Here is a 13,699-nt window from a genome sequence, read left to right on the forward strand (position 1 = left end):
GCTGGGCCGGCCCGATCCCCCGGGCCGGCCCGGCACCCCCTGACCACCCAGTACCCCTGTCCCCGAGGAGGATCGGATGCCAACGGTCCTGAAGATGACGCTGCGGCGCGTGATCACGCTCGTCCCGCTGCTCTTCGGCATCGCCCTGTTCGTCTTCGTCGTCATGCGCCTGTCACCCGTCAACTCCGCGGTGTCCGCGCTCGGCGACCAGGCCACCCCGGCCCAGATCGCCGAGTACGAGCACGCCCGCGGCCTCGACCAGCCCGCGCCCGTGCAGTTCTTCCGCTTCGTCGCCAACCTCCTGCACGGCGACCTCGGCGAGACGATCGGCGTGGCGCGGCCGGTGTCCGAGCTCGTCGCCCAGGCCCTGCCGCTGACCCTCCAGCTGACGGTCCTCGGGGTCGCGGCCGCCCTGCTCATCGCGCTCCCGCTCGGGATCCTCGCCGCCCTGTTCCGCGACCGGTGGCCCGACCAGGTCATCCGCGTCGTGTCGATGGCCGGCATCGCGATCCCGTCGTTCTGGCTCGCGCTGCTCATGATCCAGCACCTGTCGCTCGGGCTCGGCTGGTTCCCCAACGCCGGGTACGTCAACCCGTCCGACGGCGTCGGGGCGTGGTTGCAGTCGATGACGCTGCCTGCGCTCGCCCTCGCCGTCCCCGTGGGGTGCTCGCTCGCGCGCATCGTCCGCACCTCGATGGTCGAGGAGCTCGACCGCGACTACGTGCGCACCGCGTACGGCGCCGGGCTGCCCCCGGTCGTCGTCGTCGGCCGCAACGTGCTGCGCAACGCGCTCGTCAACCCGCTCACCGTGCTCGGCCTACGGATCGGCTACCTCCTCGGCGGCACGATCATCATCGAGGCGATCTTCACGATGCCCGGCATGGGCACCCTCGTCATGCAGGCGGTCGGCACCAACGACACCAACCTCGCCCAGGGCACGATCCTCGTCATCGCCTTCTGCTTCGTCGTAGTCAACCTCCTCGTCGACGTCCTCTACCTGTTCGCCAACCCCCGACTGCGGGGAGGTCACTGATGTCCTTGCGTCCCGAGCTCACCGCCCGGCTCTCCGACCCCCGCCGCCTCGGCCCGGCCCGTCTCGGCGCCCTGCGGCGCCTGCCCACCCTCTCGCGGGTGGCCGCGGGCTTCGTCCTGCTGCTGCTCGTCGTGGCCGTCTTCGCCGACGTCCTGACGCCGCACGACCCCACAGCCACCGGCCTGGCGCCGGTCAACACGGGCCCCGGTGCGGACTTCTGGTTCGGCGTCGACCGGTCCGGCCGCGACATCTTCTCGCGGCTCGTGGCCGGGACCCGGCGATCCCTCGTCGTCGGGTTCGGTTCTGCCGCCATCGCGCTCGTGCTCGGAACCGCGCTGGGCGCCATCGCGGCCACGAGCCGGCGCGCCGTCGACGAGACCGTCATGCGCGTCCTCGACGTCGTCATGGCCTTCCCGACCATCGCGCTGTCGGCGGTGCTCATCGTCGCCTTCGGCAAGAACAGCCTCGTGGTGCTCGTGCTCGCCATCGGGTTCGTCTTCACCCCGTCGATCGCCCGCGTCGTGCGCGCCAACGTCCAGTCGCAGTACCGCGAGGACTACGTCTCGGCGGCGCACGTCATCGGTGCCGGCCGCCTGCACGTGCTGGGCCGTCACGTCGTGCGCAACTGCGCGGCGCCCGTGCTCGTCTTCGTCACCGTCATGGTGGCCGACGCGATCGTCTTCGAGGCGTCGCTGTCGTTCATCGGCGGTGGCTTGCCCGGGCACGTCGCCGAGTCCTCGTGGGGCTCGGTCATCGCCTACGGCAAGGACGTCCTGCTCGCCGGGTCGTGGTGGGCCACGTTCTTCCCCGGCCTGCTCATCCTGCTCACCGTCCTGTCGCTCAACGTGCTCTCCGAGGGCATCTCCGACGCGTGGGCCGCGCCCGCCGTCCGGCCCGGTGCGCGCCGCGGTGGGGCGCAGGACGACGCCACGGCCGAGGGGGAGGCCGACGACGCCGCGCTCGAGGACGCCCACGTCACGCTCGACCTGACCGACGCGGCCGAGGCTGCGGCCCCGGCACCCGGCGAGGTGCTCGCCCTGCCCGGTCTCGACCTCGCGGCGCAGCGCCTGCGCGAGCGGGCGCGACCGCTGCCGCAGGGTGAGCCGATCCTGTCCGTACGCGGTCTCCGCGTCGGGTTCGAGGGCCGCCACGACGGCGTCGACATCGTCGACGGCATCAGCTTCGACGTGCGGCCCGGCGAGGTGCTCGGCCTCGTCGGGGAGTCCGGCTCCGGCAAGTCCCTGACGGCGCTGTCGATCATGGGGCTGCAGCCCCGCGGTGCGCGCCTCGGCGGCCGCGTGCTCTTCGACGGCACCGACCTGCTCACGCTCCCGGCGGCCCAGCGGCGCCGGCTGCTCGGGCGCGACATCGCGATGGTCTACCAGGACGCGCTCTCGGCCCTCAACCCGGCGCTGCGCGTCAAGTCCCAGCTCGACCAGCTGATCCGACGCGGCGGGACCCGAACCGCCACCGAGCTGATGGAGCTCGTGGGCCTGGACCCCGAGCGCACCCTCGGCGCCTACCCGCACGAGCTGTCCGGCGGCCAGCGCCAGCGCGTCGTCATCGCCATGGCCCTCTCGCGCGACCCGCGGCTCATCATCGCCGACGAGCCGACGACCGCCCTCGACGTCACGGTCCAGGCCCAGGTCATGCAGCTGCTGCTGACCCTGCGCGAACGGCTCGGCTTCGCCCTCGTCCTCGTCAGCCACGACCTCGCCCTCGTCAGCGACGTCAGCGACCGCGTCGTCGTCATGTACGGCGGGCAGATCGTCGAGGCCGGCGTGACCGCCGAGGTCATCGGGGCACCGGCGCACCACTACGCCCGCGGCCTGCTCGGGTCGGTGCTCTCCCTCGAGACCGGTGCCGAGCGGCTGACCCAGATCCGTGGCGTCGTGCCCTCGCCGGCCGACTTCCCGGCCGGCTGCCGGTTCGCCGACCGCTGCCCCCTCGCGACCGACGTGTGCCGCCGCGAGGCGCCGACGCTCGAGGGCGACGCCGGCACGCACGTCGTCGCCTGCCACCACCCGGCCCACCCGGTGGGCCCGCCCGAGCCCGACCGGGCTCCCCGGCTCACCGAAGGAGCGCTGTCGTGACGCGCCAGGACCCCCCGACCCTCGACCCGGTGCTGCGCCTCGAAGACGTCTCGGTGGTGCACCGCACCCAGGGCACCGGCCTCTTCGGCCACGGCAGCCTGCACGCCCTCACCTCGGCCGACCTCGTCGTCGGCCCCGGCGAGACCGTCGGCGTCGTCGGCGAGTCCGGCTGCGGCAAGTCGACGATGGCCAAGGTCATGGCCGGGCTGCAGCGCCCGACGACCGGCACCGTCACCTTCCGCGGCCGCGACGTCTGGGCCATGGGGGACCGCGAGCGGCGACGGCACCTCGGCCAGGGCATCGGGATGGTCTTCCAGGACCCCGCGGCCTCCCTCAACCGCAGGATGCCGGTGCGCCAGGTGGTCCGCGACCCCCTCGACGTGCACCGCGTCGGCTCCACGGCGGATCGCGACCGCAGGGTGGCCGAGCTGCTCGACCTCGTCGGGCTGCCGCAGTCGGCCGCCGACGTCCTGCCGGGCCAGCTCTCCGGCGGCCAGCGCCAGCGCGTCTCGATCGCCCGGGCCCTCGCGCTCGAGCCGTCGCTCGTCATCGCCGACGAGCCGACGAGCGCCCTCGACGTGTCGGTGCGTGCGCAGATCCTCAACCTGCTCCTCGACCTGCGCACCCGGCTCGGGATCGCGATGGTGTTCGTGTCCCACGACATCCAGACCGTCAAGCGGGTCAGCGACCGCGTCGTGACCATGTACCTCGGACGCGTCGTCGAGGACACCCCGGCCGGGCTGCTGCCCGACGACGGCGCCCACCCCTACACGCGGGCGCTCTTCTCCGCGACCCCCGGCCTGCTCGACCCCATCGAGCCGATCCCGCTCGTGGGCCCGGTGCCCTCGGCGGCCAACCCGCCGAGCGGCTGCCCGTTCCGTACGCGCTGCTGGAGGGCGACCGACGTCTGCGGCGAGCTCATGCCAGAGCCCGCCGTGACCGCCGGCCACCTCGTCCGCTGCCACCACCCCGTCCCCGCCGGGACCGGCACGGCCACGCTCGTGGCCGAGGCGGTCTCGGCCACGAAACCCGTTGCCACCAAGGAGCTCTCATGACCACGACCGCCGCCGCCTTCGGGGGGCTGGTGCCGCCGGTGATCACCCCCCTCACCGCCGAGCGCGAGGTCGACACGGGCTCCCTCGAGCGCGTCGTCGGCCGGATGCTCGACGCCGGCGTCGACGGCCTCTTCGCCCTCGGTTCGAGCGGCGAGACGGTCTTCCTCGACGACGCGCAGCGCGACCTCGCGCTCGAGGTCATCGTCAAGACGGCCGACGGGGCCGTGCCCGTCATCGCCGGGGCCATCGAACCCGCGACGGCCCGCGTGGTCGGCCGGGCCCGGGCGGCCGAACGCCTCGGGGCGCAGGCGGTCGTCACGACCGCGCCGTTCTACGCCATCGTCGGGCCGACCGAGGTGGAGCGGCACTTCCGCAGCGTCCACGCCGCCGTCGACCTGCCGCTGCTCGCCTACGACATCCCGGTCTGCGTCCACACGAAGATCTCCAACGGCCTCATGCTCGACCTCGCCCGTGACGGCGTCGTCGTCGGCGTCAAGGACTCGAGCGGCGACGACATCGGCTTCCGCCAGCTGCTCCTGCTCCTGAAGGACGCCGGCCTCGACGGCTTCGCGACCCTGACGGGCCACGAGGTCATGGTCGACGCGATGCTGCTGGCCGGGGCGTCCGGCTCGGTGCCCGGCCTGGCGAACGTCGACCCGGCCGGGTACGCCCGGCTGCACGCGGCCGTCGCGGCCGGGGACTCTGCCACGGCGCGCGCCGAGCAGGAGCGGCTCACCCGGCTCTTCCGCATCGTCGAGGCCGCGGACCCCGCGACGTCGGCTGGCATGACGCGTGGCGCCGGCTCGTTCAAGACGGCCCTGCACGTGCTCGGCGTCATCGAGAGCAACCAGGTGTCGCTGCCCCTGCGGCCCCTCGACGACGCCGAGGCGGCCCGCATCCGCACCGTCCTCGAGTCGGCCGAGCTGCTCTGAGCCATGGGTGATCTCGTCCCCGACGCGACGGCCGACGCGATGGCCGACCCCATGGCCGACCTCGCCGTCGGCCTCGACATCGGCGGCACGAAGTCCTCGGCCGCCCTCGTCGACCGGGAGGGCCGCGTGCACCGCTCGGTGTCCGCCCCCACCCCCGGTGCCGACGGGGCCGAGGCCGTGCTCGCCACGGCGGCCGGGCTCGTGCGCTCCCTGACCGACGCCGGCGAACGGGTCGTCGGCCTCGGCGTCGGCACCGCGGGCGTCGTGGCCCCGGGGTCGGGGCGCATCGTGTCGGCCACCGACGTGCTGCGCGGCTGGGCCGGCACCGACGTCGGTGCCGGCCTCACCGACCGCACCGGCATCGGTCGCGTCGTCGTCGACAACGACGTCCACGCCCACGCCCTCGGCGAGACGTGGCGCGGAGCCGCCACCGACGCGACGAGCGTGCTCTTCGTGGCCGCGGGCACCGGCATCGGCGCCTCGGTGGTCGTCGACGGACGCGTCTGGCACGGCGTCCGCGGCGTCGCCGGCCACCTCGGCCACCTGCCCTCACCGGAGGCGTCCGGGATCCTCTGCGTCTGTGGCGGATCCGGGCACGTCGAGGCCATCGCGGCGGGCCCCGCCATCGTGCGCCACCACGACGCGCACGCGGCTGAGCCCGCCGGCGACCTGCGCACGCTGGCGCGCCGCGCCGCCGGCGGTGACACCGGGGCCGCGGCGTCGATCGACCTCGGGGCTCGTGCCCTCGGCCGCGTCGTCGGCGGGGCCGCCAACCTGCTCGACCCGGACGCGGTCGTCGTCGGGGGAGGGGTGGTCGGCGCCGGTGCGCTGTGGTGGGCCGCCCTGGAGGACGCCCTGCGCGCCGAGCTGCTGCCACCCCTGCGCGACCTGTCCGTGCGCCCGGCGCTCCTCGCCGCCGACGCCGCGCTCGTCGGCGCCGCCCGCCTCGTCTGGGAGGACCTCGCGTGACCGTGATCGACACCATCCGCGGCGGACTCGTCGTCTCGTGCCAGGCCTACCCGGGCGAGCCGATGCGCCACAGCAACACGATGCGCCGGGTCGCCGAGGCCTGCGTCGCAGGGGGAGCGGTTGGCCTGCGCCTCCAGGGGCTCGACGACCTTCGCGCCGTGCGCGAGCACGTCGCGGTGCCGGTCATCGGCCTGTGGAAGGTCGGGCACGAGGGCGTCTTCATCACCCCGACCGTCCATCACGCCGTCGAGGTGGCGCGCACGGGCTGCGCCGTCGTCGCCGTCGACGGCACCCGCCGCCCGCGGCCCGACGGCTCGAGACTCGCCGACACCGTCGCGGCCGTGCACGCCGAGGGTGCCCTCGTCATGGCCGACTGCGCGACGCTCGCGGACGGCCTCGCCGCCGCCGACGCCGGTGCCGACGTCGTGGGCACGACGCTCTCCGGCTACACGACCGACACCGTCGCCGGCGACGGTCCCGACCTGAGCCTCGTCGCCGCCCTCGCCGCCCGTCTCCACGTCCCCGTGGTGGCCGAGGGCCGGGTGCACACGCCCGACCAGGCCCGCGCCGCCCTCGACGCGGGCGCGCACAGCGTTGTCGTCGGCACCGCGATCACCCACCCCACGACCATCACCTCCTGGTTCGCCCGGTCACTCGCCGGCTGAACCGCGCTCTCCCGCAAGACAACCCGTCCCAGCCCGGCGACCGTCGCCGGGTGATCCCGTCATGTCCGGAGGTACCGTGCACCACGCCCGACGACGCGCGTCCACGCCCGCGCCGACCCCATCGCCCACCCCGTCACCGACGTCGCCGACGTCGCCGACGTCGCCGACGTCGCCGACGTCGCCGACGAGAGCCGCACGCCGCACGCGCGGCGTCGTCGCGGCCGGCCTGGTCGCGGCTCTCACGGCCATCGCGCCGGCGGCTTCCGCGGCCTCCGCCGCCGGCACGACCGTGCCGACCGACCCGCCCGGCACCTTCACCGAGCAGAACCTCGCCGCCGACCGCACGGCGGCGAATCTCTTCTACCGGATCCCCGCCCTCGCCCACCTCGGCGGCGGTGTCGTGCTCGCCGCGTGGGACGCCCGGCCCGGCAGCTCGGCCGACGCCCCCAACCCCAACTCGATCGTCCAGCGGCGCAGCACCGACAACGGGCGCACGTGGGGGCCGATGACCACGGTCGCCGCCGGCCACGTCGCCGACGCGTCGGGGCCGAAGTACGGCTACAGCGACCCGAGCTACGTCGTCGACGCCGCAGCCGGGAAGGTCTTCGCCTTCTTCGTCTTCTCCAAGGACCAGGGCTTCGGCGGCAGCCACTACGGCAACGACGACGCCGACCGCGACGTCATCAGCGCCGCGGTCGTCGAGTCGACCGACGGTGGCCTGCACTGGTCCGCGCCGCGCCTCATCACCTCCGTCGTCAAGCCGGGGACGAGCGCCACGAACCCGCAGCCCGGCGACGTCCGCTCGATGTTCGCCTCGTCCGGCGAGGGCATCCAGCTGCGCCACGGCGCGCACGCCGGCCGGCTCGTGCAGCAGTACTCCGGCTACGTGCGGCAGGCCGACGGCTCCGAGGCGTTCCAGGCCTGGAGCGTCTACTCCGACGACCACGGCGCCACGTGGGTCAAGGGCGCTCCCGTCGGTACGGGGATGGACGAGAACAAGGTCGTCGAGCTGTCGGACGGGCGGGTCATGCTCAACAGCCGCGACAGCGCCGGCTCGAAGTACCGCAAGGTGGCGGTCTCGACCGACGGGGGAGCAACGTACGGCCCGGTCACCCTCGACCGCCAGCTCATCGACCCGACGAACAACGGCTCGGTCACGAGGCTGTTCCCCGACGCCGCCACCGGCAGCGCCGACGCCCGCAAGCTACTCTTCACCAACTCGGCGAGCCAGACCGACCGCGTCGACGTCACGGCCCGGGTCTCGTGCGACGACGGCGCCACCTGGCCCGGGCGGCGCGTCGTGCGCAGTGGCTTCTCGGCCTACTCGACGGCGACCCGCCTGGCCGACGGGCAGATCGGCGTTTTCTACGAGGCGGGCTACACGAGCGACATGGAGCTCGCGCGGTTCGACGACGCGTGGCTGGGCTACGTCTGCGCGCCTCTGTCCGCCGCCGACCGCACCGTTCAGGCGGGGTCGACGACCTCGGTGCCGGTGACCGTGACCAACCAGGAGGCATCGACGCTGTCGGGGGGCTCGGTCACCATGGCAGTCCCGGCCGGCTGGAGCGCCGGAACCGTCGCCGTGCCCGACGTCGCGCCCGGCGCGTCGGCCACCGTCGACGTACCACTCACCGTCCCCTCGACGGCCACCGCGGTGCAGCGCATCGACACCGTCTACACCGTCGGGGACGGACGCACCTCGCACCGCGACGTCGTCGTGACGCCGCAGGGCGCCGCGCAGGTCGGACTGACCGTGACGGGCGCCGCCCCGACGCGCGACGTCGTCGCGAGCCCCTACGCCGCAGGGGAGCGACTCGGCTACACCCTGACGGTCACCTCCACCGGCAACGTCACGGCCGCGTCCGTGCCGAAGGCGAGCAACCTCGAGGCGAACTTCGCACCGCCCGCGACGCCGAACTGCCGCTACCTGACGCTCGCCGCCGGAGCGCGGTACACGTGCACGCCCTCGCACGCCCTGACGGCGGTCGACGTCGACCGGGGCTGGTTCACGCCCACCGCCTCATTCACCGTCACCGCCTCGAGCGACCCCAACGTCACCAAGGACGTGTCGTTCACCGGCGCTCCCGTCTTCCTGCGCGACCCGGCCACCGTCCCGCTGTCGGCGTCGGTCACGGGCGAACGCGGCGACGGCGCAAGGGATCTCGCGACCCAGCCGTACGTGGCGGGTGAGCTGCTGCCGTACCGCTTCGCCGTCGCCAACACCTCGCCGTTCGTCGAGACCGTCGCCCCGACCGGTGGTGTCTTCGCCCCGCTCGTCCCGCCGGGCTCCGGCAACTGCCGGTGGACCAACCTCGCGGTGGGCGGGTCATACACGTGCTCGACGCCCCGGCACACGGTGACCCAGGACGAGGTCGACGCCGGCTTCTTCCGGGCGACGTCGACGTGGACGGCGACCGCGACGGGCAAGGCGACGGTCACCTACCCCGTCGACGGCGGCGAGGTCGACCTGAGGGTGCGTCAGCCCGCCCTCGCCGGCACGGTGACGCCGACCTGGGTCGACGTCGACGGCGACCGGTACGCCAGCGTGGGTGACCGCGTCGAGGTGGTGCGCACGCTCGGCAACGCCGGCAACGTCAGCCTCACCGACGTGAGGGCGGACGGTGCCGACCTCGCCGACTCGACCCTCGGCATCGGTGCGTCGAGCTCGGCGACCACGTCGGCGACGCTCACCGCCGACGACGTGGCGGCCGGCACGGTGACCGTGGCCGGGTTCACGGCCTCGGCGCGCAACGGCGACCGGGTCGTGACGACGCAGGTCGCGGCCGAGACGCTGCGCCTGGCCGTCCAGCCGCCACGCCCGACCCGCGAGCCGTCGTTCGTCCGCGAGGGCTATGCCGGGCAGGCCTCCCCGGTCGACCTCGGCCTCGAACCGGCCTACGCGCCGGGCCGTCGCCTGACGGTCCACGGCCTCGAGTACGGCCGTTGGTACTTCCTGCACCTCGACCGCTCGGGCACCCGGCTCGGCTGGGTCTTCCCGACGCCGGACGGGACCGCGGACCTCATCGTGCCGCCCACGGCGTACGGCGAGGACACGCTCGTCGCCACCGACGAGTCGGACGCCGTCGCCGGCTTCGGGGGCACGCGCATCCTGCCCCCGCAGGCCGTGCGCTGACGGCCGACGTCCTTCGCGTGACCGCTGACGCGCCCGCCCTGACGTCGCCCGACGTCCGGGGCGGGCGCGTCGCCCGACGCCCGGGGCGGGCGCGTCGCCCGACGCCCGGGGCGGGCGCGTCGCCCGGCGTCCACGCTGCGGGAACCACGGACGCGATGTCAGGAGTGATGCCACACTTTGCCCATGACATGGCAGAGCGTCTGGGCCTTCACCCTCTTCGCCGTCGTCGTCACCCTGGTGCCGGGGCCCGACTTCGCCGTCGTGCTGCGCGGTGCGCTCGTCGGTGGGCGTGGCCGTGGGCTGTGGACCGCCGCCGGCGTCACGACCTCGAACGCCGTCCAAGGGGTGGCGGTGGCCCTCGGCGTCGGCGCGCTCGTGGTGGCGAGCCGGCCGGTCTTCACCGCGGTCAAGTGGGTCGGTGTCGCCTACCTGATGTTCCTGGCTGCCCAGGCCCTGCGCGCCGCGCTGAGCGGACGCTATGCGGCCCCTGACCCCGACGCGCCACGCCTCAGCGGCGCGCGCCAGGCTTGGCTCGGGTGGCGCCGGGGGCTCACGTCGAACATCACCAACCCCAAGGTGCTGGCCTTCTACCTCGCCGTGCTGCCGCAGTTCCTGCCCGCGGGCGGGTCGGCGGTGCAGGCCGTGCCGCTCGCGCTCGTGCACGCCGCGGTCTCGGCCGCCTACCTCGCGCTCGTCGTGGTCGGGGCCGACCGGGCCCGACGCGTCCTGCAGCGTCGCCGGGTCCGCCGCGCGGTCGACGCCGTGACGGGCACGGCGATGCTCGGGTTCGGCCTCCGGCTCGCGACCGAGCACGCCTGAGGGGCGCCTGCGGGTCAGCTGCCCTCGGCGTCGTGGACGCCGGCGGGCACGCCGTCGCGCCCGTCGTCGCGCCCGTCGTCGCGCCCGTCGGAGCGCTCGGCCCGGTGACGCCGGACCTGCCACACGACGACGGCGACGACCACGAGGGCCGCGACGACGATCGCGGCTCCGCGCCCGAGGTAGGACTCGACCTTGGCGTACGACTGCCCGGCCACGTAGCCGATCGTCACGACGGTCGCGCCCCACGCGATGCCGCCGGCGGCGTTCCACCGCAGGAAGGTCGGGTAGTGCATCCGCGACATCCCGGCGAGTGCCGGCATGACCGCCCGCAGGAACGCGGTCCACCGGCCGAGGAACACGGCGACCCCGCCGCGTCGGCCGAGGAAGTCCTGGGCGTTGTCGATGCGCTCGCGGTGCCGGTCGAACGCCCGCAGCCGCACGACCCGGCCGCCGAGGTGGCGGCCGACCTCGAAGCCGACGCTGTCGCCGAGGATCGCGGCGACGATGACGACGACGAGCACGGCGGCGTACGGCACGTGGCCGAGCGAGGCGGCGACCCCGCCGAGGATGGCGACGGTCTCGCCCGGGATGACGAAGCCGACGAAGATCGCGTCCTCGGCGAAGACGACGAGCCCGACGGCGACGAGGACGAGCCAGGTCGGGGCCTGCAGGATCTGCTGCATGGCCGTGTCGAAGAACTGGGTCACGGTTGGGCTCCTCGTCCGCTCGTGGTCCGCCGGCGATCGGTGCCCCGGGTTCGAGGGTGTGGCGTGCATCCAGTCTGGGAAAGGAGTCTGGACGTCCGCTGGGAGGTGGTCACGCGCTCAGCCGCCCAGGACGAAGCCGACCGGGTCGATGCCGAGCACGAGCAGGAGCGCCGACGCGCCCGCGACGCCGGCCAGCACTCCGGCACCGATGCCGACGAGCGCCGCACCCCACGCTTGGCCGGGCCCGCGGGCCACGAACCACGCCAGGAGCGGGCCGCCGAGGAGCGTGAGGCACGCCCCGGTCGCGAGGGCCAGGACGTACCGGTGCTCGTCGGGCGGGGCGACGTGCGACTCCGGCGAGAGCACGAGGAAGCCCCCGTAGCCGATGGCGTGCATGACGAGCAGCGCCCACGCCAGCACGGCCAGCCCCGCAGTGGCGAGAAGCCCGACACCGAGCGCCCACGCGACTGCGCGGGCGGGGTCGGACGGCGTCGCGGCCGACGCGGTGGACGCCGACGACGTGGCGGACCCGCTCGACGCGTCCGGCGGCGTCCCGGGGACGGAGGTGGACATGTCCTGAGGGTGACAGGCCGGGGCCGGGCGCGGCGTCGGTACGCGCACTCAGGCGTCGGGTCCGTGCCCGCAGCCGTCACGCTGACCGCCCAACAGCGCCTTTCAACCGGGCCGTCCCACCACTACGGGACTCGCCGGAGCAGGCCTGAGCGACGCGGCAGCCGGCCCGTGGGGCATCCTTGGAGCCGCACACGACAGGGGCTCGAGGATGGACGACGCAGACAGGACGTTGGCGCGCGTGACGGCCGTACCCGCAGGTGGAGCGTCCGTCGGCGGGTCGACCGCGGAGCTCGAGATGCAGGTGGCGGTCCTGGCCGCCGACTGGCTGGCCGGGCGCCGGACGCCCGGGTTCCGGCGTCTCGGAGTCGGCCTTGCGCAGATCGAGGCGGGTTTCGCAGCGATCGAGCCGACGGTCCGGGACGGCGTCTGCTCGATGCAGCCGCGGATGGGCTACGACCCGCACAGCCGCGCCGTCGAGCTCGACGACCAGTCGCGCCGACGGGGTATCCGCATGCGGTACATCACCACCGAACGCAGCCTCGCGCTCTACCCGCTCATCACCTCCGAGATGCCGCACGTCCAGTTCGGCCCGGTGCCGGTCCAGCTCATGGTCATCGACGACCGGACCCTCGTCATCGCCGGGCCCCTCAGCGAGACGGGTCAGCCGACGGCGTGGCTCGCGACGAGGGCCGACCTGGTCGAGCGCTCACGCGCGATCTTCGAGGCGACCTGGGCCCGCTCCCGACCGGCCGTGCCCGAGGGGATGGACCCGCCGTTCACGCGGCGCCAGTGCGAGGTCGCCCGACGCGTCGTGCGCGGGGCCAAGGACGCCGGCATCGCGCGCGAGCTCGACATCTCGCTGCGCACGGTGGCCGCGGACGTGGCCCAGCTGATGCAGGGCGTCGGTGCCACGTCACGGGCCGAGCTGGCGATGATCTTGCTCGGCGGCACCGACCTGCCCCGCTCGCCGCGCCCGCGGCCCCGCCCGCCCGCCGAGCCGGCCGAGCACGACTGAGGGCCGTGCCCGGTCCGGGTCCGGTGCGGGACCGTCCGGTTCGCGGGGTCGGCTGCTCAGTGCTGGTAGGTGCCGTGCAGGACGGCCCGGGCGAGCGTCTTGAACGCGAGGTTGAACGAGACGACCGCCGGGGTCACGGAGTCGTCGACGCCGAGGGTCGGCTCCGATACCGCGTGCACCACGAAGAAGTAGCGGTGCGGCTGGTCGCCCTCGGGCGGTGCCGCGCCCATGAAGCCCGCCTCACCGGCGTCGTTGCGCACGTGGAAGGCCGAGCCGGGCAGCGCGCCGGACGCGGCGCCGGTGTCGAGCGCGGTGACGTCGGCCGGGAGGTCGACGAGGACCCAGTGCCAGAAGCCCGAGGGCGTCGGCGCGTCGGGGTCGAAGCAGGTGACGACGTAGCTGCGGGTGCCCTCGGGGGCGCCGCTCCACGACAGCTGGGGCGAGGTGTTGCCGCCGGCGGCCACCTGGGCGTCCGACAGCGGCTCGCCGTCGGTGACGTCGGAGCTGGTGACGGTGAACGAGCCGACGGCGGGCAGCAGCTCGTACGGGTTCGGCGTGACCGGGCGGTCGAGGCTCATGCGGGACTCCTCGGGTCGAGGTGGCGGCGCGCCGGGCGTGGTGCGCCGGATGGGGTGTCGCGTCGTGCCACACGCGCGACGTGCGGGGCGTGCTGGCCCCTCGTCCCGACCCTAGACCGGTGGGCGC

General features: G+C 74.5%; 12 protein-coding genes. 9 read left to right on the forward strand and 3 right to left on the reverse strand.

Annotated features, from left to right (window positions below):
- Positions 1 to 76 precede the first annotated feature (76 nt).
- The 8 genes from BIV28_RS12020 to BIV28_RS12055 all read left to right on the forward strand — a co-directional run bounded on the left by BIV28_RS12020 (position 77) and on the right by BIV28_RS12055 (position 10,699).
- The gene (locus BIV28_RS12020) at positions 77 to 1,033 is read left to right on the forward strand and encodes an ABC transporter permease (protein ID WP_076262086.1); all 957 of its coding nucleotides are present in this window, start codon (positions 77 to 79) and stop codon (positions 1,031 to 1,033) included.
- Positions 1,033 to 3,126 (forward strand): dipeptide/oligopeptide/nickel ABC transporter permease/ATP-binding protein, encoded by a 2,094-nt coding sequence (locus tag BIV28_RS12025; protein ID WP_076262088.1) that lies wholly within the window; start codon positions 1,033 to 1,035, stop codon positions 3,124 to 3,126. Before BIV28_RS12020 ends, BIV28_RS12025 begins: the two co-directional genes overlap by 1 nt.
- Positions 3,123 to 4,181: an oligopeptide/dipeptide ABC transporter ATP-binding protein gene (locus BIV28_RS12030; RefSeq protein WP_076262089.1), complete on the forward strand. Its 1,059-nt coding sequence runs from the start codon at positions 3,123 to 3,125 to the stop codon at positions 4,179 to 4,181. The genes BIV28_RS12025 and BIV28_RS12030 overlap by 4 nt, the downstream gene beginning before the upstream one ends.
- Positions 4,178 to 5,113 carry a dihydrodipicolinate synthase family protein gene (locus BIV28_RS12035; RefSeq protein WP_076262091.1) on the forward strand — a complete coding sequence of 312 codons (936 nt, stop codon included), beginning with the start codon at positions 4,178 to 4,180 and terminating at the stop codon, positions 5,111 to 5,113. Before BIV28_RS12030 ends, BIV28_RS12035 begins: the two co-directional genes overlap by 4 nt.
- Before the next feature lie 3 nt (positions 5,114 to 5,116).
- Positions 5,117 to 6,082, forward strand: a complete 966-nt coding sequence (locus BIV28_RS12040) for an ROK family protein (RefSeq protein WP_242652936.1) — start codon at positions 5,117 to 5,119, stop codon at positions 6,080 to 6,082.
- Positions 6,079 to 6,747 carry an N-acetylmannosamine-6-phosphate 2-epimerase gene (locus BIV28_RS12045; RefSeq protein ID WP_076262093.1) on the forward strand — a complete coding sequence of 223 codons (669 nt, stop codon included), beginning with the start codon at positions 6,079 to 6,081 and terminating at the stop codon, positions 6,745 to 6,747. The genes BIV28_RS12040 and BIV28_RS12045 overlap by 4 nt, the downstream gene beginning before the upstream one ends.
- A gap of 289 nt (positions 6,748 to 7,036) precedes the next feature.
- On the forward strand, positions 7,037 to 9,880 hold the full coding sequence (locus BIV28_RS12050) for an exo-alpha-sialidase (protein ID WP_242652938.1): 2,844 nt from the start codon (positions 7,037 to 7,039) through the stop codon (positions 9,878 to 9,880).
- 183 nt (positions 9,881 to 10,063) lie between these two features.
- Positions 10,064 to 10,699 (forward strand): LysE family translocator, encoded by a 636-nt coding sequence (locus tag BIV28_RS12055; protein ID WP_207555944.1) that lies wholly within the window; start codon positions 10,064 to 10,066, stop codon positions 10,697 to 10,699.
- Positions 10,700 to 10,713: 14 nt separating this feature from the next.
- Here BIV28_RS12055 and BIV28_RS12060 read toward each other — a convergent pair whose 3' ends face one another.
- Positions 10,714 to 11,406, reverse strand: coding sequence for a DedA family protein (locus BIV28_RS12060; RefSeq protein WP_242652940.1), 693 nt, complete (start codon positions 11,404 to 11,406; stop codon positions 10,714 to 10,716).
- A gap of 117 nt (positions 11,407 to 11,523) precedes the next feature.
- A complete protein-coding gene (locus tag BIV28_RS12065; RefSeq protein ID WP_076262096.1) occupies positions 11,524 to 11,979 on the reverse strand; it encodes a hypothetical protein in 456 nt (151 codons plus the stop codon).
- A gap of 238 nt (positions 11,980 to 12,217) precedes the next feature.
- Here BIV28_RS12065 and BIV28_RS12070 point away from each other — a divergent pair, with 238 nt between their 5' ends.
- Entirely contained in the window at positions 12,218 to 12,994 is a 777-nt protein-coding gene (locus tag BIV28_RS12070; protein ID WP_076262097.1) for a helix-turn-helix transcriptional regulator, read from the forward strand.
- 56 nt (positions 12,995 to 13,050) lie between these two features.
- Here BIV28_RS12070 and BIV28_RS12075 read toward each other — a convergent pair whose 3' ends face one another.
- Positions 13,051 to 13,572 carry a YbhB/YbcL family Raf kinase inhibitor-like protein gene (locus BIV28_RS12075; protein ID WP_076262099.1) on the reverse strand — a complete coding sequence of 174 codons (522 nt, stop codon included), beginning with the start codon at positions 13,570 to 13,572 and terminating at the stop codon, positions 13,051 to 13,053.
- Between the last annotated feature and the right edge of the window lie 127 nt (positions 13,573 to 13,699).

The sequence above is a fragment of the Intrasporangium flavum genome (assembly GCF_001956915.1).
Classification (GTDB): Bacteria; Actinomycetota; Actinomycetes; order Actinomycetales; family Dermatophilaceae; genus Monashia; species Monashia flava.

Bases quoted from the DNA above. Each gene is read 5' to 3' on its own strand.
- BIV28_RS12020 (WP_076262086.1), top strand. From the start codon at position 77: ATGCCAACGGTCCTGAAGATGACGCTGCGGCGCGTGATCACGCTCGTC.
- BIV28_RS12025 (WP_076262088.1), top strand. From the start codon at position 1,033: ATGTCCTTGCGTCCCGAGCTCACCGCCCGGCTCTCCGACCCCCGCCGC.
- BIV28_RS12035 (WP_076262091.1), top strand. From the start codon at position 4,178: ATGACCACGACCGCCGCCGCCTTCGGGGGGCTGGTGCCGCCGGTGATC.
- BIV28_RS12040 (WP_242652936.1), top strand. From the start codon at position 5,117: ATGGGTGATCTCGTCCCCGACGCGACGGCCGACGCGATGGCCGACCCC.
- BIV28_RS12055 (WP_207555944.1), top strand. From the start codon at position 10,064: ATGACATGGCAGAGCGTCTGGGCCTTCACCCTCTTCGCCGTCGTCGTC.
- BIV28_RS12065 (WP_076262096.1), bottom strand. From the start codon at position 11,979: ATGTCCACCTCCGTCCCCGGGACGCCGCCGGACGCGTCGAGCGGGTCC.
- BIV28_RS12075 (WP_076262099.1), bottom strand. From the start codon at position 13,572: ATGAGCCTCGACCGCCCGGTCACGCCGAACCCGTACGAGCTGCTGCCC.